The organism is Hydrogenimonas urashimensis (assembly GCF_016593255.1).
Taxonomy (GTDB): Bacteria; Campylobacterota; Campylobacteria; order Campylobacterales; family Hydrogenimonadaceae; genus Hydrogenimonas; species Hydrogenimonas urashimensis.
The window spans coordinates 512,593-534,174 of record NZ_AP023212.1; the positions used below are offsets into that span (position 1 = coordinate 512,593).

The following is a 21,582-nucleotide window of genomic DNA, read 5'->3' on the forward strand; positions in this document are numbered from 1 at the left end:
TTTCTTTTCAAAATTCCCTCGTTCCATGACTTATGTTGCATCCGGATGCCCTGTATTGAGGTATAATTGAAGCAGTACAACATCAGTCAAGAAGAAGGAGAGAATATGGCCTTTAAACTGCATATCGAAGGGGAAGGCAGAAAAATAGGATTCTATAAAATCAACCGGCTGGAAGCGCAGGGTCTCGAAATCGATCCCGATATGGAGTTCGACAAAGAGAATATCCGGGAACTGTTCGAAAACATCAACGCTTTCATCGAAAGCGGCGAACTCGACGAGATGGACGAAGCGCAGTCGATCTGCACGTTCAATCCGGAAAAAGTGGCGATCACACTGGATGCGGACAATATGGAAGAGATCGAAATATCCGTCGATGACGTGACACTCGAAAACATCAATGTCGACAGGAAACTCGAACTGCTCGAGAGAGCCAAAATCGGCAATATCATCTTCATCCGCACCGAGGTGGGCGACGCCTACTGGGACATCGGGGGTGAGGGTGAAGCGAATTTCGATATCGAAAAGGTCGTACTCGGCTATCTCGACTGCAGCCAATCGCATGACCAGTACGACATCTTTCGCGAAGGATACTACGATTTCCTTTGCGATCTCGTCATACCGGAAGAGGCGCGCTACAACGGAACCAAACTGGAAATCGACGAGCATGTGTTGCGACCGCAGCAGATCTGGGGTGAACTCTACATCGTTCGCGACAACATTCCCGACCACCGCAAGGAGTTCGAGCGTGTGGACATCGGAGGTCCCATGCTTCTTGACACAACAGCAACGCCCGAAGAGTTCTCCTAGACTTCCTGGCATCGTTGGGTATGACGGAGAAACTGGCACCCGAATTCGTTCCGCTCGTCGAAGCGGTCGAAGCGCATCTGCTGGGCAAGCGACATGCCGTTACACTCACCCTCGCCGCCTTCTTCGCACGGGGGCATCTGCTTTTAGAAGATATCCCCGGCGTCGGCAAGACGACCCTCGCCAAAACCTTCGCCGCCGTCATGGGGCTTGGTTTCGGGCGCGTTCAGTTCACCAGTGATCTCCTTCCCTCAGACATTCTGGGTATCAGCTACTTCGATGCCAAAGAGAGCCGTTTCATCCTGAAAAAAGGACCCATCTTCACGCCGTTTCTTCTCGCGGACGAAATCAACCGCGCCATGCCCAAAACCCAGTCGGCCCTGCTTGAGGCAATGGAGGAACGCCATGTGACGATCGACGGCGTTACCTACCCGCTTCCCGAACCTTTTTTCGTCATTGCCACGCAAAATCCCCACGAAGAGGTGGGCACTTTTCCTTTGCCTCTCTCCCAACTGGACCGTTTCATCTGCAGTTTCGGCATCGGCTACCCCGAGAGAGAGGCGGAACGGGAAGTGTTGCTGGGAGCGGCTGAGAGGCCCCTGCCTGCCACTCCTTTGATGGACGAAGAGCAGATTCATACGGTTTTTATGAGCGTCAGAAACGTCCGGCTAAGCGATGCAATGCTCGACTATCTGCAGGCTATCGTTGCCCATACCCGCACAAGCGGAGCTTTTTGTGTCGGCCTTTCCACACGCGGCGCCCTGGCTCTCGCCTCGATGACAAAAGCGTGGGCGAGACTCCACGGGCGGGATTACGCCATTCCCGACGACCTTCAGGCGGTGGCGGGCGAAGTCTGCATGCACCGACTCCGCTTCAAAGAGGGACCTACTACCATGGAACGCATTCGCCATGAACTCTTTTCGCACGTTGCTTCAGATTCGTAGAGAGGTCCGGCAGCACGCAACAAGGCAGAGTCTCATTCTTCTGTGTCTCATTGTAGGGCTCTTTTTCGAAGCCTATATGCACAATTTCAACCTCGTTTACATCACCCTCTTCTTTCTGATCGCCGCCGCCATGGCCGCCATTCCTCTCGGTCTTTTGAATATCGGTCCCCTCCAATGTCATTTCGACGGATGCGGCCGTCTGTTTGCAGGCAAAGAGGGAGAGTGCCGCTTCCGAATCGAAAATCCGGCGTCTACCACGGGATGGGGAGTCGACTTCTGTTGGAAAGAAAACCGCATCAAGCTGCCGCCGCTTCCTTCCCGAACGAGCCGCACGGTTGCGGTTGTGTGCCTTCCGAAACGGCGGGGACGCATGAAAGCGGGTTCCTGCTGCTTCGAATCGCTCTTTCCTCTCGCAACAATCCGATTCGTCAAACCGGTAGAGGTCGAAAGAGAACTCGTGGTCTTTCCCGAGCCGAAGGGAGTACCGCTGGAGAGTTTTGTGAAGCAGTCGAACGCTCCCTACGGTCACGAAACGGATTTCGACGGTCTCGCCGACTACAGCGGCACCGAAAACGCATCGCGTATCCACTGGCCATCGGTAGCCAAAGGCGAGACGCTGGTCAAACATTTTGAAAAGGAGCGGGAAAATGAGACGTTGATTTTCGATTTTCAAACCTGTGCCGGAAATGACGAAGCCAGACTTTCGCAACTCACACTCTGGGTGCTCGAGTGTGAAAGACGCGGCAAGCCGTTCATCATTCGGCTTCCGGGCAGAGTGCTCGAAAGCCAAAAGGTGGGAACCGATGCGATTCTTGAAACGCTGGCTCTCTACTGAAACGAACCTCCCGCCAGAGTCCGACGAGAGGCTGTTGAGGATTCTCGACCTCGCTTACGCAAGCCTTCTTCCACCTTTGCTGCTGATTTTGAAACTGCCGATGATTCTTTTTCTCCTTATCGCTGTCGTTTTGATCTTTTTTCGCAAAAAAGCGACGCCATTGACACTTAGTTCGCTTTTCATGACGGGACTTCTGGCTATCTTTCTTTCACTCTATGGGGCTTTCGGCTTCGTCGGCCTCATGCATTTGAAACTTTTCGTCGAGCTTCTTGTCTATCTGCTGGTTGTGGCAGTAACGCTGCAGCGGCTCACCCGGAAGGTCAATCTCTATCTGGCGATATCGCCTGTGCTTCTGCTGGGTCTTACGCTCTTCTTTTTCAATTCGATACCGATGCTTCTTTATACCGTTTTTGAAATCTTTTTTCTGCTTTGGATGGTTGTAACCTGGCAGATGCGCAGCGGTTTTGCGGAGAGTCTCCGCATGGCCGGCATGCTCTTTTTTCTTTCCCTTCCCCTGGTGGCGACACTCTTCATCTTCTTTCCCCGCATCTCCTTCGGCCACGCCTCCTACGGTTTCCGGGGCGAGGGCGCCGCATACGGCGGACACGACGGAACGATGCGGCTTGACAACGGAGCGCTTGACGTCCTTTCCGGACGTATCGTCATGGAGGTCGAATTCAAAGGCCACATTCCCCCCGAAAAGAGTCTCTATTTCCGAGGAAGCGTCCTTTATATCGACAGAATAGACCATTGGTCACCCCTGTCAAGACAAGCAGCGAGCAAATTTCGGCCCGTCAGAGTCGCGTATCCTCCCATGTTCGAAAGGGCGGAAAATCTCGTCATCTACAAAATTTCCCTCTATCCTACCCATAAACGGTGGCTTTACATGCTGGACCTTCCTTTCGAAGCGCCCGAGGGCGCATCGATCGGAGCGGATTTCGAAGTGACACTGCAAAAGCCGATCGACAGACCGCAGATCTATGAAGCCTCTTCCGCTCTCGATTACCGCTATGGCTCAAACACCGACGAAAACAGACTCCGTTACGCGCTGACGGCAAATCCCGCCCTCAATCCCATGAGTGCAAGGGAGGCGCGGCGCATCGTGCGGGCCTATCCCGACAAGAAAGAGAGGCTGCAGGCGATCGAAACATTTTTCAAGAAAGCGGATCTGACCTACACGCTGCGCCCCGACCCGCTCGATTTGAAGCATATGACCGACGACTTCCTCTTTCGCCGTAAAAAGGGGTATTGCGTCCACTTCGCCGCGGCTTTCGCCACCTTTTGCCGCCTCGCGAAGATACCGGCACGCATTGTTACCGGATACCGGGGAAGCCTGGCCAACAGCGTCAGAAATTTCATCGCCGTGGAAGAGCGCGACGCCCACGCCTGGGTGGAAGTCTTCGTAAACCGGGCGTGGCGGAGGATAGAAACCACGGCACTGGCACAGAAAGTGGGGAACGACGAAGCCACCGCCGCACTGCTTCGCAGAACTCCGGGCGCCGCGATGGTGAAAAGAGAAAAGAGCGGTACGCGTGGGCTCTCGAGAGCGGAACTCTATCTTCTCTACGCCAAATTCCGAATCGAGACATGGATTCTGCGCTACAGCCGCTATCGGCAGATGCAGCTGCTCGAACGCGCGAAGAGCGACCCCATGTTCGTGGCGATATTCCTGGGCGTGTTCGGGCTTTTGGCCCTGACGGCTTGGTATATCGCCGCGTTGCTGCGGCGTCTTGAATGCAAAACAACTCTCCGATGCCTGATGGAAAAACTCTGCCGGCATCTTGAAAAGCGTGGCTGCCGACGAGCGGAGGGGGAGACCATGCACCGCTACCTGCAGCGTTGCACAAAGATGCTCGGTCGCGCAAAGAGACTGGAAAAAATCGACGCACTCTATCATGCCTGCGAATATGCGGCCAAGACACCGTCACAAAGAAGCGAACTGTTAGAAACATTGAAAAAAGAGGTGAAGGCTTTTATTCGCGGCTGAACCGCCGCAGCTCATGCCAAACGGGACGGGATGGCGCGTTTTAATCGCGAATGATCGCCACTCTTTCACCGAAACGGACATGACGACGGTCGTTGGTTCGTATCTCCATCAGGCCCGGTTCGGCGAATATCAGCACCGTCGAGCCCATCATGAACATGCCGAGAAGATCCCCTTTGTGAATCCAGACCGGCTTTTTGTCGTATCGGTAGAATGTCGGTTCGTAGGGATCGGCATTCGTTTTGATGCGATGATCGAAAGCGATCGTCATCCGACCCACGTTGAGCGCCCCGACGAGCACGATAAAGATACGCCGGTTCTTTTCGGTGAAGCACTCCAGAATGACCCGCTCGTTCTCCACGAAGAGCTCTTTCGTGCGGCGAAGCGAAGGGAAGTTGACAGGATAGAGCTTGCCCGGCTGGTGCAGAATCGAGGCGATGCGAAGTTTGTAGGGCATGTGGTAGCGGTGGTAATCTTTCGGTGAAAGGTAGAAATTGATATAGGTTCCCTCATAGAGCGCTTTCGCTTCCCTGCCGTACTGCAGAGTCAGAAGATCGTCGATGCTGTACTCCATCCCCTTGATCTGCAACGCTTTGTCTTTCTGCAGTCTTCCGCATTCGGTGACAAAGGCGTCGACCGGCGAAATCAGCACACCGTGGCGATAGTCGATGGAACGCTCTTTTCTCAGTTCCCGGGTAAAGAGTTTGTTGAGCGTGGGATAGGTCGAAGGCGGGGCGAATTCCGACATGTCAAGCCCCAGCAGGTTGACATAAGCATGGTTGATGAAGGATTGGATGTTACTTGGAAACTCATGGTCCGCAAAGCGGCCGAACCACTGGGAAACGACATTCGTCAGATGTTTTTTCACCATCTATCCTATCCTCTCCAGCGCCTCTTCCATCAGGGTGATATGGTAGTCCTCCTGGAAGTTGATGAAATCGAAAAACTGCTGCAGTGTCTCGTTCGCCACCGCTTCGGCAAGCGCACGACACTGCTCCTTGGCCATCTTCTCCTCTTCGATGCCGTCGGCCAGAAATTTTTTCAGCGAATCGAACCGATAGATCTCCCGGGTGACCATCCGCGGAACCGCCAGTATCCCCAACTTCGCCATCATCAGCGCGAAAGATTTGAGATGGAATTTCGACTCGTCGATCAGTATCTGAAATATTTCGCCAAGCCGCTTGTCGTCGACGACCGTCTGGGCGTAGGAGTAGATCACGATCAGCTCGTACTCCTTGTAGCTCTCTTCGAAAAGAAAGAGCACCAGCGCATCGAGGGAGGCCTTGTCGAGTTCGATGCCATCAAACCTCAGAGATTTGTCAAAAGCAGTGACTTTCGCGTTGCGTCCGAAAGCGCGGTGGAGTTCGGCACGGATAAATTTCAGGTCGTTGAGCATCCTTTTGGCGAGGGGATCGCCGTTCTCCACCAGTTGCAGCCCGATACGCGCCAACGCCTCGTCGCAGTACATCGCCGCTTCCCCTTCGGTCGTAAACGCCAACTGTATGGCTGGCCGTTCGTAGCTGTATTCGATCTTTTTTTGGACATAGAGCGTTTCAATGAAACGAAGGTGCCTGTAGAGAATCTCGGCGTAGTCATAGAGCTTCTCGCCCCATGCTCTGTCTTCAACGGCGAAAGAGGCGAACAGAAGTTTGAGCCACCCTTCGTGAACCGTGGTAAAAAGTCTTTTCTGCATTATTGTTTCTCCTCTTCCGGCAGTGCACAGGCCCGTCCGATCATATGGGTGGGTACCAGCGCATCGGGATCGCTTTTTTTCGCCTCGTATTGGTCGAGTGCCGCCAGAAAAGCCTGTGCCACCATCTCCGAACAGGCCGCCTCTTCGGGGGGCATGCTGTCGAGTTTGCCAAGCATGATCTGGGCAAGTTCCTTCGATTCGGCGATGGTGGCTCCCTTGACCGTTTCGGTGAAGATCGACCCGGCGATGATCGTCGTCATACAGGCTTTGGCCTGGAAACGGATATCTTCGATCTTCCCATCATCCATTTTAAGGTAGACGATGACCATCTCCCCGTTGTCCGGATTTTTCCCTATTCCCTGCCCGTCGGCGTCTTCCAGTTTTCCGTAATTGCGCGGATTCATCATATGATCCATCGTGATGTCGTACAGCTCTTTCTTTTCCATTTCGTTCCCGGTATAAACTTCTTGTTGTTCTGTCCGATATTGGTTCATAAAAATATTCTATCGCATTCCATGAATTAATTAATGTTTGCGATCGATATTGAAAGCGTGATTATATCATGTTGTCACAATAAAATGAGATGGATTGCAATGTTTCCAGAAAATAATTGGCAGGATCGCAATGACCGCTAAAAAAAACCGATTCGTACTTCTTTTTGCGAGTATCTCTTTTCTGGCACTGCTCTACAATGCCATCTTTATCTATGATCAGTTCAGGCGTATCGACAATATCCAGCTGTTCGTCTCCACACAGCAGGCGAAAATTCTCGATGCGTTTTTTGTCGCTTTCAGGACGACCTATCAGGAGAGTTTCCTGAAAAACCATATTCCACTCAATGAAGAGAACATCAAGCTTCTGCCGGTAGTGACGACTCCCAAGATTTCCGAGAAGATTGCCGAAATCATCGCCAACAAAGCGATCGTCCGGACCGTTTCGGACCGGCCCAGGAACCCGAAAAACGCCGCCAATGAGCTGGAGCGTCGAACCCTTGATTATTTCAGAAAGCATCCGGGGCAAAAAAAGACCTACGCCACGATCAAAAGGGGGGGCGAAGAGTTTTTCTTCTTCGCCGCCCCGCTTTATATCACGAAACAGTGTCTCAAATGCCACGGAAAGCGGGAAGACGCCCCTGAGTATATCCGGACACACTACAACAGCGCTTATGGGTACAAAGAGGGTGATCTGCGGGGCCTCATCAGCATCTATCTCGACCAAAAAGGGCTGCATGAAAACGTGATGGGACTGGTTTACAAAAATATCTCTCTCATGCTGGTTATCACCTTTCTTTTTCTAACCGTCTTCTTTTTCCTGATGAAAAAAATCTATCTGAAAGAGGAGGAGTACACCTCAAAACTTGAAAAAGAGGTGGAAAGACAGACACAAGCCCTCGAAAAGAAGTCTCAGGAGCTTGAATACCAGCTCTATCACGACCGTTTGACCCAACTGCCAAACCGCAACGCCCTCATCAACGACATAGCCGATCCCAACGCAAGAGCACTGATTCTGCTCAATATCGACGATTTCAAAGAGATCAACGATTTCTACGGCCACGAAGCGGGCGACACACTGATCAAAAAACTGGCGGAGCTACTGCACGATGAGTGCCCAAGAAAGATCTGCACCCTTTACAGGATGCCCTCCGATGAATTCGCGCTTCTTCTTTACGCCGACATCAAAAAGGAGACACTCGAACGCCATATCAAGGAGCTGATTAGAAAAATCAACAATTTCGACTTCGTCATCGACTCCAATGTCGTCCACCTGCGAATCGCCGCCGGCGCCTCTATGGAGATAGACGATCTTCTCGTTACGGCGGATATGGCGATCAAGAAGGCGAAAGCGGAGAGAGCCGACTACATTATCTACGACCCTTCGATGAATATGAGCCACTTCTACAAAAAAAATATCGAATGGGCGGAGAGACTCAAAAGCGCCCTCGAAGAGGATCGCATCGTTCCCTATTTTCAGCCTATCGTTTCGGCCCGCGACGGCAGAGTCAAAATCTACGAATCCCTGGTGCGCCTTCTCGACGAGGATGGCACGGTCCATACCCCCTACCATTTCCTGGAAATCGCCAAGCGGACGAAATACTACCCCGAACTGACCAAAAGGATGGCTGACAAAATATTCGATATCTCCAAAAAGATTCCCTGTGACATATCGATGAACATCTCCTATCTCGACATTATGAACAAGCAGACGATGGACTACATCATCAGGAAAGTTTCCGAGTCCGACAATGCCCACCGCTTCCACTTCGAAATACTCGAAAGCGAAGGGATCGAACGATATGAAGATGTCTCAAGCTGCCTGAAGCGTCTTAGAAAACTCGGATGCCAGATTTCCGTCGACGATTTCGGCTCCGGCTATTCCAATTTCGACCACATTCTAAAACTCGAAGTCGACATGCTCAAAATAGACGGCTCCCTCATCAAGAACATCAACAACGATATCGGCTCGCAGATCATCGTCGAAACGATCGTGGATTTCGCAGAAAAACTCAGGATCGAGACCTGTGCCGAATTTGTCTGTTCAAAAGAGGTTTACGAAACCGTCAAAGATATCGGAGTCACCTACGTCCAGGGCTATTATATCGGTGAACCGAAGCCCGATATTCCAGACACCACCCATTACGAAATCTAAGAAGTGGCGCAGCGCGAGATCAACATTTCGACGACCAATTTGGTATAATCGCCTCAAGAAATCCGCCAGATGGCAAAAGGAACTCCATGCTGCGCTTCGCATCCGCTCCCTCGGCAGATATGTCCATCGACGATCTGCGCGTGGCCATTTTCAACTATATCGTTGCCAGACAGCGGGGCGAACGGTTCATTCTCCGTATCGAAGATGGCGACGATGCACGCAACAATGAGGGAAAGGAGCGGAATATACTCGAAATATTCCAGCTCTTCGGGCTTCATCCTTCCGATGTCTCCTACCAACGCGACAATCTCACGATTTATCAACATATGGCGGTCAAGCTGCTGCAAGAACGAAAGGCGTTTGCCTGTTTCTGCTCCCACGAAGAGCTCGAAGCGAAGAAGCAATTGGCCAAAGAGCAAAAGAGAGTCTACCGGTACAGCGGCCGATGCGAACGGCTCAGCGACGCGGAAGTTCTCGCCAATGAAAAACCTTTCACGGTTCGGCTTAAAAAGCCTGAGAAACCGATAACGTTCGACGATCTCGTCACGGGACACCAATCTTTCGCGCCGGATGATATCGACAGTTTCGTCATCATGCGGACGGACAAAACGCCCACCGCCAATTTCGCCTGCGCCGTCGACGATATGATTCACGACATCTCTCTTGTTATTCGGGAAGAAGAGCATTTGAGCGACACGCCCGAGCAGATACATATCAGAGAGGCGCTCGGCTATGACAAGACGGTGGCTTACGCCCATCTGCCGGCCATTCTCGGCGCATCGGGGGAAAAAGGCTTGCCGGGCGTCAGGTGGCTTTTTGAAGAGGGTTTTCTTCCGGAAGCGATCGCCAACTACCTGATTCTGCTGGGCAGCAAAACTCCGACGGAGGTCTTTACGATGGAGGAGGCGATTGGATGGTTCGACCTCGCCTCCGTCTCCAAAGAACCCGTCCGGTTTGAGATAGACAAGCTTCGTTTCCTGAACCGTGAGCATATACGGCTGGCCGATTCCAAAGAGCTCTCCCGTGCCTTCGGTTTCGCGGACTCTGCCATCGGGGAGCTGGCAAAATGCTACCTCGAAGAGGGAAGCACAATCGGGGAGATCAAACCGAAAATCGAGGCGATCTTCGCCGACAAACCCTTCGAAGGGGAGTGGAAAAGGCAGATGACGCTGCTGCGGGATGCAATCAAAAAGGGGCCGCTCTTTGAAACTTTCGACGAACTCAGAAGCTACCTGATGGAAAGGACGTATCTTGAAGGCGAAGCTCTCTTCACACCTCTTAGACTTCTGCTGACAGGATCCGAACAGGGTCCTGACCTTCGGACGCTCTATCCCCATCTCAAATCTTATCTACAGGAGATAGTCAAATGATTTCCGCACTTATGTTTGCCATCGTCAATGTCATCCATACAATCATCAACATCTACATCTGGATCGTCATCATCGCCGCACTTGTCAGCTGGGTCCGTCCCGATCCCTACAACCCGATCGTCCAGGCGCTCTACCGTCTGACAGAGCCGGTATACGCATGGATCCGCCGCTATATTCCGACCGTGGTGGGAGGCATCGACCTGGCACCGCTGATTGTCATCATCGGCCTTCAGTTCATCGACGTTTTCCTGATGCGCCTCGTTTTCCATTGATACCGTGCCGATGATGTGGGGTAAAGCTCTTGTTTTCGCCTTTCTGACTCCGCTTCTGCTCCATGCGGAGATTACGCCAAAACAGCTTGAAAAAATGCCACAAAGCTACGCCAAAGATTTCTATATCTGGCGTTTTTTCGATCAGAACATTACATCGGAGGAAGCGGACCGTGCCTTCTACCAGATCCGTTCTGTCAACTGGAAGCTCATCCACCGCTATGCGAAAAAGACGAAAAAACCGGGATTTGCCATGGCAGACCGCTGTCATCGGCTTGGCTACCGGAAAATTCCTGCCAAAGAGGCGGCATGCAGTGCCATCGCCGTCACTCCCTACAAATTTTCGAAACTCAAATACGCCGACAAGTACAGGCTCATCGCGCAGCTTTCCGAATTTCCAGAACTGCTTCGATGGATGGATATCATGGTCGCCGAAGAGCCTTTCTACGAGCTCGTGCGAAGCGACAACGATACGTTCTTCGAAGTGTTCAACCGCTGCGGACGCGATTGGCGCGAAACCTATCTCGATCATCCTCTCCCGCCGAAGCTTATAGAAAGAGTCGGTGGCGACAGGAAATTCGCACAGACTGTCAAACTGATCGTAACGGACCGGCGCCTGGAGAGACTGCAGAACTCTCTGCTTGGCATCGACTCCAAAAAATTCGACCACCAGACCACCTTCTTCCTGGCCATGAACGCGCTGCGGCACGGCCATCCCGCACTGGCGAAAATCTATCTGGCGGACGCCTACAAAAAGGCATGGTTTCGTTTCGACAAGGACAAGGTCCTCTTCTGGCTCTCGCGGATCGATCACGAAAAACCCTATCTGGAAGCGCTCGGGAAGAGTTTCGACCTCAATATCTATACCCTCTACGCCCACGAAAAGCTCCACACCCCCTGGCCCAGGATTGTTTCACCCACCTTTGGGAAAAAGCGCTGCCGCTACGATATCCGTAACCCTTTCGCATGGCTGAAGACTCTCAAAACGATCCGTGGGAAGAAGGAGGATTTTCTCATCGATTATGGCAAACGTTTCGCCTGTCCACAGACGCTTGGCCACTACGCTTTCGTGATGGAGAGAGCCTCCCGCTACCATACCCACTACTTTCCGATCCCCTACGAAGAGGCGTACGCAGGTCTGGATACGGATGACAAGGCGCTCATTCTGGCGCTCGCACGGCAGGAGAGCCGATTCATCCCCTCCTCCATCTCACCCTCCTACGCGCTGGGTATGATGCAGATTATGCCCTTTCTCGTCAAATCGCTGGCGAAAGAGAGAAACGAACCTTTCGACCTGGATGCGATGTTCGACCCTGTAACCAATGTCGCATACGCCAAGACCCATCTGACATTTCTCAAGCGTTCGCTCCATCATCCGCTTTTTCTCGCCTATGCCTACAACGGCGGCATCGGATTTACAAAACGGCTGCTGACGGAGCGGGAGCTATTCAGAAAAGGTGCTTACGAACCGTGGCTGAGTATGGAGTTGGTCTATTACGATGAAAGCAGACGATACGGCAAGAAGGTACTTGCCAACTATATCGTCTACAAAAAGGTGCTGGGAGACCCTATCGACGTTTCGTCGGTCGTTGGAACGCTAACTGAACCGAGCCGTACGGATAGATTCCGAAGTCGATAGTATATTTGGTACCCGAAATGGATGGGAATTTGACGATGAAGTACTTTCCCCACCGATTGACATTGGGCATCAGCCTGTAGATATCGTCCGTGCTCTCCACTTTCTGGATAGAGAGGGGTTCCATGCCGTTGAGCCGGATATGGTAATTCTTTTTGAACTCCTCCACATCCAGATCTGTGACGATGCCGACGAAAAAGAAGATTCCATCCTTGTAGGAGTATTTGTCGGGGAAAACCTCGTTCAGAAGCGTCGCACTGATGGCCGCTTTGGTCTCCAAACCGCGCACCACCTGGTCTTCTCTTGTGTAAACGAGCGCTTTTTCGTAGATTCTGTCGGGTTCAAAAAGCTCCGAAACACCATGCTTCGCACTGCATCCTCCCAGCGTCAGCACGAGTGTCAATCCTGCGAGCAAAAACTTTTTTTTCACCTGTCGGCCCTTTAAACTGTTATGGAAGAATTTTATCACATTATCCTTTCTTTAACCCTTTTTGGTTATAATCGACTTCATTTTACATCGAGGTAGACACTTTGCAGAAACGTTCGGCAATCGCCTTTACCGGCCCATCCAACAGCGGGAAGACAACCATCATCGAGAAGATAGCACGCGTGCTGATCAGAGATTACAAAATCGCTATCGTCAAAAACGATCCGAAGGACAAAGCCACTTTCGATGTGGAGGGAAAGGACAGCTGGAAATTTTTCCAAACCGGCGCGGAAGTGGTCGTCACCTCGCCGACGAGGACCACCTACTTTTCCCACCGCCAAAAAACGATCGACGAGATCGTCCGGATGGTCGACGATTTCGACTACCTTCTGGTCGAAGGGCTCAAAACACTGCCTCTTCCCCGCATCGCCGTCTTCCGAAACAGGATCGACGAAAGCTATTTTTCCTGCTCCGAAGCGATCGCGATCGACGACAGCATCGATGTAAAGGATTACACCATTCCGCCCGGCATCGACATCCTCGATCTCAACGATGTCGATCAGATCGTCGGCTGGATCAAAACCCACGCAAAGGCTGTTTAATGACACTCAAACCCGTATTCGACGCCATTGAGCGATCCGCCCACCGCATCAAAGAAGCGATCACCAACGAAGACCTCTGTTACGGAGACTCCTGCAACGCCACGGGCGATATGCAGCTCAAGCTCGATATCCAGAGCGACCTGATCATCGCTGAAGAGTTTTCCAAAATCACGGCAGTCAGGGCGATCGCCAGCGAAGAGAAGGAGGAGGCCGAAACCCTTCATCCCGAGGGACGCTTCATGATCGCCTACGATCCGCTCGACGGCTCCAGCCTGATCGATGTCGACCTGAGTGTCGGCACCATCTACGGAATCTACGACGGAGAGTTCCAGGCGAAAAACATGCTTGCCGCCGTCTATGTCGTCCACGGTCCGCGTCTTGAGATGGTTACGGCCTACAAGGGGGGCGTGCGCCACTACATCTACCGCCACGGTCGTTTCGCCGAGCAGGAGACGATACGTCTTGCGGAAAAGGGAAAGCTCAACGCCCCGGGCGGAACCCAGATGCACTGGTACCCCCATCACAAAAAGATGGTCGACGGGCTCTTCGCGGAAGGCTACCGTCTCCGCTACTCCGGAGGGATGGTCCCCGACCTGCACCAGATTCTCCTCAAAGGGGGCGGCCTCTTCAGCTACCCCGGCACGACGGACAAGCCCGAGGGAAAACTGCGCAAACTTTTCGAAGTCTTTCCCTTCGCGTTCGTCTACGAAACGGCCGGCGGCGCCGCGATCGACGACAAGGGCAGACGCCTGCTCGATCTTCCCTGCAACGATCCCCATGAAACCACACCCTGTTTCTTCGGAAGCTGCTACGAAATCGGCAAGGTGAAAGAGGCCTATGGCATCGACTGAGAAAAAAACCGATCAATGGGAAGTGGCACGTGACGAAGCGAAAGAGAGGCTTCTGGCGTGCCAGAAAGAGCATGGGGTCGAAAGCTGCATGAAATGCGAAAAGATCCTCGGATGCGACATCCGCAGCGACTACGTCAAGAAAGTCTACGAAAGCATGAGCAAAGGAGAGGGAGGCGGATTCGAGTTTTAAACTAAAAGTTAAAAACTAAAAACTAAAAGTTTCGGTTTTTTCAATGTCAATTGTTAGTTTATTGTTAGTTTTTAGTTTTTAGTTTTTAGTTGAAAAAGAGGTTTCATGAGCGAAAAATGTAAAAAAATCTATATCACCACACCGATCTATTATGTCAACGATGTCCCGCATATCGGACACGCCTATACGACGATCATCGCCGATACGCTGGCGCGCTATTCGCGCATGGTCGGCATGGATGTCTTTTTTCTGACCGGTACCGACGAACACGGCCAGAAGATCGAGCAGGCGGCCAAAGCGCGCGGCAAGAGCCCGCAGGAGTATGCCGACGAGATTTCGGCCCGTTTCAAAAATCTGTGGGATGAATTTGATATCAGTTACGACAAATTCATCCGCACGACCGATCCCGACCATATGAAGGGGGTTCAGAAGGCGTTCGAGGTGATGTATGACAAGGGCGACATCTACAAAGACGTCTATCGCGGCCATTACTGTGTCAGCTGCGAAACCTTCTTCACCGACACCCAGCTCGTGGACGAGGAGTTCTGCCCCGAATGCGGCCGTTCCACGACGATCGTCGAGGAAGAGAGCTACTTTTTCCGTCTCTCGAAATATGAGGAGAGGCTGCTGGAGTGGTACGAAAGCAAACCCGAATGCATTCTTCCCAAAAGCAGGCGAAACGAAGTGATCAACTTCGTCAAAAACGGACTCGAAGATCTCTCCATTACCCGTACCAGTTTCGACTGGGGCGTCAAGCTGCCGGAAAAGATGAACGATCCGAAACATGTGATGTATGTGTGGCTCGATGCCCTGATGAACTACGTCACGGCACTCGGATACGGAACCGACGAGAAACGGATGGATTACTGGCCCGCCAAAATTCATCTCATCGGCAAAGACATCCTCCGTTTCCATGCCATCTACTGGCCCGCCTTCCTGATGAGTCTGGGACTGGAGCTTCCCCACCACATCGGTGCCCACGGGTGGTGGACACGCAATGGGGAGAAGATGAGCAAAAGCAAAGGCAACGTCGTCGACCCAAAAGAGATCGCCGACGCCTACGGCCTGGAAAATTTCCGCTACTTCATGCTGCGGGAAGTCCCCTTCGGACAGGACGGTGACTTCAGCCAAAGAGCCCTCATCGACCGCATCAACTCCGACCTGGGCAACGACCTGGGCAACCTGCTCAACCGCATCATCGGCATGAGTGGCAAATATTTCGATTTCCGAATCGACAGCGAAGGGGTCAAAACCCATCACGCATCGGAGCTTGAGGAGGCGGAAAAGATATTCTCCGGCATCGAACCCTACCTTTACGAAGTGCAGACCAACCGCTACCTCGAAGAGCTGTGGAAAACACTGCGCATCGCCAACAAGGCGATTGATACCGCCATGCCGTGGGTGAAGATGAAGGAAGCGAAAGAGAAGGAGGCGATGGCGACCATCGCGCTGGTCGCCAACATCCTGGCGAAAGTCTCCGTACTCCTTCACCCCTTCATGCCCAAAACGACCCAGACGATTGCCGGCGCACTGGGATTTGCGATCACCACGGAGCAGTACCGCAGGCTGATCAAAGAAAAGAGTCTGCTGGAGAGTTTCACGATAAAGAAGATTCCACCCCTCTTCCCCCGCATCGAGGAGCCCCTCGTCGAAACTCCGGCAAAAAAAGAGGAGACGGCGAAAGAGGAGAAAAAACAGAAGAGAGGCTCCGAAAAGAGAGCGCCTTCCGAAACGAAGAGCGAAGAGAGCGGCGCAAACCTCATCACGATCGACCAGTTCTTCCAGGTCCAGCTGAAAGTGGGCACCGTCGTCAAAGCCGAAGAGGTTCCCAAAAGCAAAAAACTGCTCAGGCTGCAGGTCGACCTGGGCGAAGAGCAGCCGCGACAGATCATCGCAGGCATCAAAGAGTGGTATGGACCCCAAGACCTCGAAGGCACACAGGTCTGCGTCGTCGCCAACCTCAAACCGGCCAAACTGATGGGCATGCTCTCCGAGGGAATGCTCCTTGCCGCCAAAGATGAAGAGGGACTCTGCCTCATCCGTCCGGAAAAACCGAGGCGCCCCGGCAGCGCCATCGGTTGACGCACTCTTGCATGCGGCTTGAAAGCGTACTTGCCGTCACGGGCGGCAGGCTGCTCAATTCTCCTTCCATTTCGGGTTTCGACACCGTCGCCCTCTCTCCGCGCAAAGTGACACGCGGCTCGCTTTTTGTTGCGAAACGGCGGGAAGAGATTGTCCAGGCGCTTCAACAGGGCGCTTACGGTATCATCACCGATCTTGATCTCGTTCCGCAGGATGAAGAGGTCGCATGGATCAGGACGGACAATCTTGCAGAGGCCATGGTCCGTCTCCTGAGACTCTGGCTCGTGGAGAATCCGAGAAATATCCGATACGTTCCAGCCGCCGACCTCGAGTTCGTCGAGCAGATCGGTTCTCAAAGATCGCTCGTCATCATTGCAGGAAGCGAAGAGCAGATGAGCGAGACTCTCTTTCTCTCCCACGCCGAACAGATACTCCTATGCGGCGCCAGGCCCTTTATCGAACGAATCGGAGCCTCCGTCGAACCGATCGAACCGGCTCCCGTCGCCTGCACCGTCACGTCCTCGAAGATTTTCGAAACTTCGCTTGTTCTCGATGGCACCTACCATCCCCATCTTTTCGTGATCCCCTGCATGGTTCCACATCTTCTGCACGCGGTCGGTATTTTGAAAACACTTTCGCTTCCCTACTTCCTACAGCATCTGCACCATACTCCCTCCCTCAAGCCGGTTTTCGTCGACGCCTGCGGCCGGGAAGTGGCGTACGGATCGAGCGAACATGTGCTTGTCTTCGCCGAAAATTCGCTGCTGTGCGCATGCAAAGAGCTTTTTGAAAATGCCACATGGATCCGACGTAGGATCTTTTTCCCAAAACAAATTAAGTTCAATTGTGATATAAAAATGACGATGTATCCATACGAATCGCTGGAGCGTCTGCTGATGACGATCCGCGAAGAGTTCGCCAAACCCGCCTATACAATCATAACGGGCACAAAACGCGAACGTGTGATGGAACATCTGCCACAGGATGATGCGATATTTTCGAACATGAACAAAGGACTCTTTTAAATGAACAGTGACAGTTCTGAACCCTCCCCGGGTTTGCAGGATTTTCTCGAGGATTACTGGGATCTGATCGCCGGTATCCTCTTCGCCTCGCTGGCGCTTCTTTTTCATCTGAACCATTCGGTCTATCTCGCCACTCTCTTTGCGGGACTCGGCATCGCGGCATTCTCTTTCACCGTCTCCGAAATCGCGGAAATACTCGCCGAAAGACTCCAGGAACCCTATGCCAGTTTCGTGCTCACCTTCAGTGCCGTTGCCGTCGAGATTCTGCTGCTTTTCATGATTTTGCTCGAAAGCAGCCACGGCGCTCATGCGCTCGAAACGGTCAAAGGCGGTATCATTTCCGCTGTCATCGTCGATATGAACGTTCTGTTGGGCATCGCCGTGTTCGTTGGTGGCCTCCGTTTCAAAGAGCAAGAACACAACGAAGACACATCCAGCACCTATACGACCATTCTGCTTGTCGCGTCGGTCATGCTGCTGGTCCCGAGCCTTCTGCAGTACTCAAGCAGCAAGGGAGATTCGCTGCCGACGGCAAGCTATATCATCGCCGGCCTTCTGATGTTCTACTACATCACGATCTTCATTTTCCAGACCAGGACACACATTCACTTCTTCAAAGCCACGGCAAGAAGCCGGATTTTCCGCCTGCGAAGAAAACGCGCCGAAAAAGAGGGAATGGAGGAAGAGGAGGAAGAGGAGGACTACATATTCGAAAAACTCCCTAACATCGCCAACTTTTTCGTCATCTTCGGTCTCATCTTTCTCATCGGCATCATTGCGGAGATTTTCGCCAGCGACGGTATGCAGATCGCCAACGATTATGGTATATCCGCCGCCCTCGCCGGTCTGGTCATCGCCATCATCAGTGTCTCGCCCGAACTATTCACCGCCGTCAAAGCGGCGAAATCCGACCAGATCCAGCGGGTCGTCAATATCGCCATGGGGGCCTCGACCGTTTCGATCCTGCTGACGGTGCCCATCCTTATGCTTCTGGCCCCCTTCGCCGGTGTCCACCTCAGCCTCGATTTCAATTCACTGCAGATCGGCGCGCTGATCCTGACCGTCATTCTCGCGTGGAAAACGACCGACAACGGGGAGACCAACTACGTCGAAGGGATCAGCCACCTGATGTTCTTCTTCGCCTACGCCGTTATCGCGGCCTTCTATCATTAAACCACACAAAAGCGGCCGATGGGGCAAGCCTATCGGTCTGCGCTCTATTTCTCTTTTGAGAAAAAGCGTCATTCACCCTTCAGCAATCTTCACAATGTTATAATTTCCAAAAAATTCAGGAGTCCCCTTGAAACGCAGAGATTTTCTTAAAACCGCGGCGGTCGCCGGGGCCGCAGCGACATTTTCGGGATGTACCAGGGAACAGATCGAAGGGAAGAAGAGCTTCAACGTCAGCCGTCAACGCAAAGTGAAACTCAAACTGGCTACCAGCTGGCCGGCCAACTTCCCGATCATGGGGACGGGTGTCGACCGTTTCGCCGAAAAGGTCAAGACGATGAGCGGCGGATCGCTGGAGATCAAGGTCTACCCCAAAAACATCCTCGTCCCCGCCCTCGCCGTCTTCGATGCGACCAGCAGCGGACAGATCGACGCGTTCCATTCGGGCCCCTACTACTGGAAAGGGAAAAATCCCGCCTTCGCCCTTTTCAGCGGCCTGCCTTTGGGCATGGTCGCATCGGAACTGAAGTGCTGGATGGATTACGGCGGGGGGTACGAGCTGTGGCGGGAACTTTACGCAAAATACAATCTCCATCCGTTTGTCGGCGGCAACACCGGTGTTCAGATGGGTGGATGGTTCCGTAAACCGATCGAATCGCTTGATGACCTCAAAGGGCTGAAGATGCGCATTCCTGGCCTAGGAGGCGAGGTCATGGCGAAACTGGGCGTCAATCCCATCCTGCTGCCCGCCGGCGAAATCTACACGTCGCTCGAGCGGGGCACGATCGATGCGACCGAATGGGTCGGTCCCGCGCTGGATATCCGCATGGGATTTTACAAAGTCGCCCGCTACTACTACACGGGATGGCACGAGCCCGGCTCGATTCTGGAGTTGACCTTCAACAAGGCCCGCTTCGATTCGCTCGGCGACGAGCACAAAGCCATCATCCGATATGCGGCCGAAGCGATGACGACGGAGATGTACCATGAGTTCATGGATGAGAACGCCAAAGCGTTGAAAAAGCTCAAAGAGGTGCATGTAGAGATCAGGGATTTTCCGCCGGATATCATCGAGGCGGCCAAAAAAGCGCTGATGCAGGTCGTGGAGGAGCAGAGCGCCAAAAGCGGCGATTTCAAACGGGTCTTCGCATCGATGGACGCCTATGAGAGAGTGATCAGGCCCTGGACCGATATCAGCGAAGCGAAGTATCTCTCTATTCGCTGAAAGGAAACCCCTCTCTCAGCTGTTTCTCCAGCGCCTGCGTGGCTTTCTGCAGCGCCCGCATACCGCTTTTGGAAGAGGTTCCTGTCACCACGTAGTGTCTCTTTTCGATCACATGCCGGTGTGGCTCCCGCAGTTTCAGATCGATGGATGCACTCAACATGTGCGTATCGGCGCTGCTGTGATGATCGAGCACTCCTTCCACGAGGATGCAGATGGTGTCTTTTTTCACACCGTCTGAGGTCACGACCGGGTAGTTCTCTTTTGTCAGGGCTTTTTCGACCGCTTCGGAGAAGAGCTCCAGGGCAGGCGTTTCCGCCGGTTCGATACAGAAACTCAATCGTTTTTTGAGCGACCTCTCCATACGGTCGAAATAGGGCAAGGCCTCTTCGACACGGCTCGTTATGTTTTTCGAAAACGGTTCGATCGCCGAAGCGACCAGGTAGTCCGGAAGCAATTCCCTTATCTTCTTTTTCGCCTCATTCAGGGTCTTGTAGCGGACAAGAATATTCGACGTACGGACCGCATGCCAGCGCTCTTCGATCGGTACCAGTCTGCGAATCACCTTTCGCTTCAGAGGTTTGGCCAGGTCGGCGCGTCCGGCGCCTACAAGTACAATGTATCCTTCGGGCCTTCTTTCGCTTTTCAACATTTTAATATCTTTGACATGGAATTTTTCCAGTCGTCGATGAAGCGTCCTGGTCTGACTTTCTGTCAAATACCTTTTCACTCTCTTCTCATGAATGCGGCACCGAGCGAGCAGGTCATCGCTTATCCGTTCGTTCAGATCTTTCCGTGCCGCTTCTGCTGCCGCGTCCGGCGTCGTTCCCCTGCCTATGCCGTAAAAGAGAGTATCGCTGTTTTCAGGAGGATGGGTATACCACCCGGGCATCGCATCCACCTCTTTTTGCTGCGGTATGTCGGCATCTTTTTGTATCTCCTTCTGACTGCAGCCGGCCAGGAAGAGAAAAAAGATGAGGGGCCAAAAAAAGATCTTTGTCATGTTTCTGTTATCCGTTATGGAGCATGGTTTCATTCAGCGGGTTTTGCAATATCATGTACTACATAATCGACAATAACCAAAAACATGAAAGAGTCTGGAAGAAATTTTTTATATGTCGGGAATGGGTTCCTTATCCCTTTTTTTTGTAGGGGATGACATCCTGAAGGCCCGCTTTTTCGAACCCTTTGAGCCGAAGCCGGCAACTGTCACACACACCGCACGCCTCCTCCTCGTTCTGGTAGCAGCTCCATGTCAGCTCCAGTGGAACGCCGTATTCTACTGCGGTTTTTACGATATCCTCTTTTTTCAGATGCACAAGCGGCATGCGTATCTGTATGCGTGTCTGCTCCTTCGTGCCGAGGTTGATCGCTCTCTCCATCGCTTCGATAAAGGATTCCCTGCAGTCGGGATAGCCGCTGCTGTCCTCCTCCACCACGCCGATGTAGAGCGCTTCGGCCCCCTCTTTTTCCGCCACGGCGGCGGCAATGCTCAAAAAGATGCCATTGCGGAACGGAACGTAGGTTACGGGAACCCCCTCTTCGATACCGCCGGTGGGCACATCGATGCTTCTGTCCGTCAGTGCCGACGCTCCGATCTGCTCGAAAAAAGGAAGATCGATGAGATAACGGTTCACGACGCCCATCCTGTCGCAGATCGCCTCGAACGCCCTGCGTTCCCGCCTCTGTGTGCGCTGTCTGTAATCAAAATGCAGCGCCACGATCTCATACCCCTCCGCCCTGGCAATATAGGCGGCTGTCGTCGAATCCATTCCGCCACTCAATATCACTACCGCTCTTTTCATTGGAGATCCCGTATTTTTTATTCTTAT

General features: G+C 52.7%; 21 protein-coding genes. 15 read left to right on the top strand and 6 right to left on the bottom strand.

Annotated features, from left to right (window positions below; translation table 11 throughout):
* Window positions 1–105: 105 nt before the first annotated feature.
* Genes JMG82_RS02545 through JMG82_RS02560 form a run of 4 tightly spaced genes read left to right on the top strand, consistent with a single transcriptional unit; the run spans window position 106 to window position 4,570 of the window.
* Complete coding sequence (locus JMG82_RS02545; protein ID WP_201353373.1) at window positions 106–807, top strand: hypothetical protein; 702 nt, start codon at window positions 106–108, stop codon at window positions 805–807.
* A gap of 20 nt (window positions 808–827) precedes the next feature.
* Window positions 828–1,748 (top strand): AAA family ATPase, encoded by a 921-nt coding sequence (locus tag JMG82_RS02550; protein ID WP_201353374.1) that lies wholly within the window; start codon window positions 828–830, stop codon window positions 1,746–1,748.
* On the top strand, window positions 1,714–2,583 hold the full coding sequence (locus JMG82_RS02555) for a DUF58 domain-containing protein (RefSeq protein WP_201353375.1): 870 nt from the start codon (window positions 1,714–1,716) through the stop codon (window positions 2,581–2,583). The genes JMG82_RS02550 and JMG82_RS02555 overlap by 35 nt, the downstream gene beginning before the upstream one ends.
* On the top strand, window positions 2,552–4,570 hold the full coding sequence (locus tag JMG82_RS02560; protein ID WP_201353376.1) for a transglutaminase TgpA family protein: 2,019 nt from the start codon (window positions 2,552–2,554) through the stop codon (window positions 4,568–4,570). Before JMG82_RS02555 ends, JMG82_RS02560 begins: the two co-directional genes overlap by 32 nt.
* 40 nt (window positions 4,571–4,610) lie before the next feature.
* Here the strand turns inward: JMG82_RS02560 and JMG82_RS02565 are convergent, their stop codons facing one another.
* From JMG82_RS02565 to JMG82_RS02575, 3 genes are read right to left on the bottom strand one after another with little or no spacing between them, the layout of a single operon-like run.
* Window positions 4,611–5,438: a phosphatidylserine decarboxylase gene (locus tag JMG82_RS02565; RefSeq protein WP_201353377.1), complete on the bottom strand. Its 828-nt coding sequence runs from the start codon at window positions 5,436–5,438 to the stop codon at window positions 4,611–4,613.
* On the bottom strand, window positions 5,439–6,260 hold the full coding sequence (locus JMG82_RS02570) for a hypothetical protein (RefSeq protein WP_201353378.1): 822 nt from the start codon (window positions 6,258–6,260) through the stop codon (window positions 5,439–5,441). It lies immediately after the preceding gene.
* Window positions 6,260–6,706, bottom strand: a complete 447-nt coding sequence (locus tag JMG82_RS02575; protein WP_201353379.1) for an iron-sulfur cluster assembly scaffold protein — start codon at window positions 6,704–6,706, stop codon at window positions 6,260–6,262. The genes JMG82_RS02570 and JMG82_RS02575 overlap by 1 nt, the downstream gene beginning before the upstream one ends.
* 178 nt (window positions 6,707–6,884) lie before the next feature.
* Here JMG82_RS02575 and JMG82_RS02580 point away from each other — a divergent pair, with 178 nt between their 5' ends.
* The 4 genes from JMG82_RS02580 (at window position 6,885) to JMG82_RS02595 (ending at window position 12,184) form a co-directional block, all read left to right on the top strand.
* On the top strand, window positions 6,885–8,906 hold the full coding sequence (locus JMG82_RS02580) for an EAL domain-containing protein (RefSeq protein ID WP_201353380.1): 2,022 nt from the start codon (window positions 6,885–6,887) through the stop codon (window positions 8,904–8,906).
* Window positions 8,907–8,992: 86 nt separating this feature from the next.
* Entirely contained in the window at window positions 8,993–10,276 is a 1,284-nt protein-coding gene (gltX, locus tag JMG82_RS02585) for a glutamate--tRNA ligase (RefSeq protein WP_201353381.1), read from the top strand.
* Window positions 10,273–10,548: a YggT family protein gene (locus tag JMG82_RS02590; protein ID WP_201353382.1), complete on the top strand. Its 276-nt coding sequence runs from the start codon at window positions 10,273–10,275 to the stop codon at window positions 10,546–10,548. Before gltX ends, JMG82_RS02590 begins: the two co-directional genes overlap by 4 nt.
* Window positions 10,549–10,558: 10 nt before the next feature.
* Window positions 10,559–12,184: a lytic transglycosylase domain-containing protein gene (locus JMG82_RS02595; protein ID WP_201353383.1), complete on the top strand. Its 1,626-nt coding sequence runs from the start codon at window positions 10,559–10,561 to the stop codon at window positions 12,182–12,184.
* Here the strand turns inward: JMG82_RS02595 and JMG82_RS02600 are convergent.
* A complete protein-coding gene (locus tag JMG82_RS02600; protein WP_201353384.1) occupies window positions 12,114–12,611 on the bottom strand; it encodes a hypothetical protein in 498 nt (165 codons plus the stop codon). The two genes, JMG82_RS02595 and JMG82_RS02600, sit on opposite strands and share 71 nt — an antisense overlap.
* A 101-nt stretch (window positions 12,612–12,712) precedes the next feature.
* On the opposite strand from JMG82_RS02600, the gene mobB reads away from it, so the two are divergent.
* The 7 genes from mobB to JMG82_RS02635 all read left to right on the top strand — a co-directional run bounded on the left by mobB (window position 12,713) and on the right by JMG82_RS02635 (window position 19,753).
* Window positions 12,713–13,210: a molybdopterin-guanine dinucleotide biosynthesis protein B gene (gene mobB, locus JMG82_RS02605; RefSeq protein ID WP_201353385.1), complete on the top strand. Its 498-nt coding sequence runs from the start codon at window positions 12,713–12,715 to the stop codon at window positions 13,208–13,210.
* Window positions 13,210–14,061, top strand: coding sequence for a class 1 fructose-bisphosphatase (locus JMG82_RS02610; RefSeq protein ID WP_201353386.1), 852 nt, complete (start codon window positions 13,210–13,212; stop codon window positions 14,059–14,061). Before mobB ends, JMG82_RS02610 begins: the two co-directional genes overlap by 1 nt.
* Complete coding sequence (locus JMG82_RS02615; protein WP_201353387.1) at window positions 14,048–14,251, top strand: hypothetical protein; 204 nt, start codon at window positions 14,048–14,050, stop codon at window positions 14,249–14,251. The genes JMG82_RS02610 and JMG82_RS02615 overlap by 14 nt, the downstream gene beginning before the upstream one ends.
* 105 nt (window positions 14,252–14,356) lie before the next feature.
* Window positions 14,357–16,333, top strand: a complete 1,977-nt coding sequence (metG, locus tag JMG82_RS02620) for a methionine--tRNA ligase (RefSeq protein ID WP_201353388.1) — start codon at window positions 14,357–14,359, stop codon at window positions 16,331–16,333.
* 11 nt (window positions 16,334–16,344) lie between these two features.
* On the top strand, window positions 16,345–17,358 hold the full coding sequence (locus tag JMG82_RS02625) for a hypothetical protein (RefSeq protein WP_201353389.1): 1,014 nt from the start codon (window positions 16,345–16,347) through the stop codon (window positions 17,356–17,358).
* Window positions 17,359–18,531, top strand: a complete 1,173-nt coding sequence (locus JMG82_RS02630) for a calcium:cation antiporter (RefSeq protein WP_201353390.1) — start codon at window positions 17,359–17,361, stop codon at window positions 18,529–18,531.
* Window positions 18,532–18,658: 127 nt separating this feature from the next.
* Window positions 18,659–19,753 carry a TRAP transporter substrate-binding protein gene (locus JMG82_RS02635; protein WP_201353391.1) on the top strand — a complete coding sequence of 365 codons (1,095 nt, stop codon included), beginning with the start codon at window positions 18,659–18,661 and terminating at the stop codon, window positions 19,751–19,753.
* Here JMG82_RS02635 and JMG82_RS02640 read toward each other — a convergent pair.
* Both JMG82_RS02640 and queC read right to left on the bottom strand, forming a co-directional pair.
* Window positions 19,743–20,753, bottom strand: coding sequence for an LPP20 family lipoprotein (locus JMG82_RS02640; protein ID WP_201353392.1), 1,011 nt, complete (start codon window positions 20,751–20,753; stop codon window positions 19,743–19,745). The two genes, JMG82_RS02635 and JMG82_RS02640, sit on opposite strands and share 11 nt — an antisense overlap.
* A gap of 130 nt (window positions 20,754–20,883) precedes the next feature.
* Window positions 20,884–21,555 (bottom strand): 7-cyano-7-deazaguanine synthase QueC, encoded by a 672-nt coding sequence (gene queC, locus JMG82_RS02645; protein WP_201353393.1) that lies wholly within the window; start codon window positions 21,553–21,555, stop codon window positions 20,884–20,886.
* Window positions 21,556–21,582: the final 27 nt, after the last annotated feature.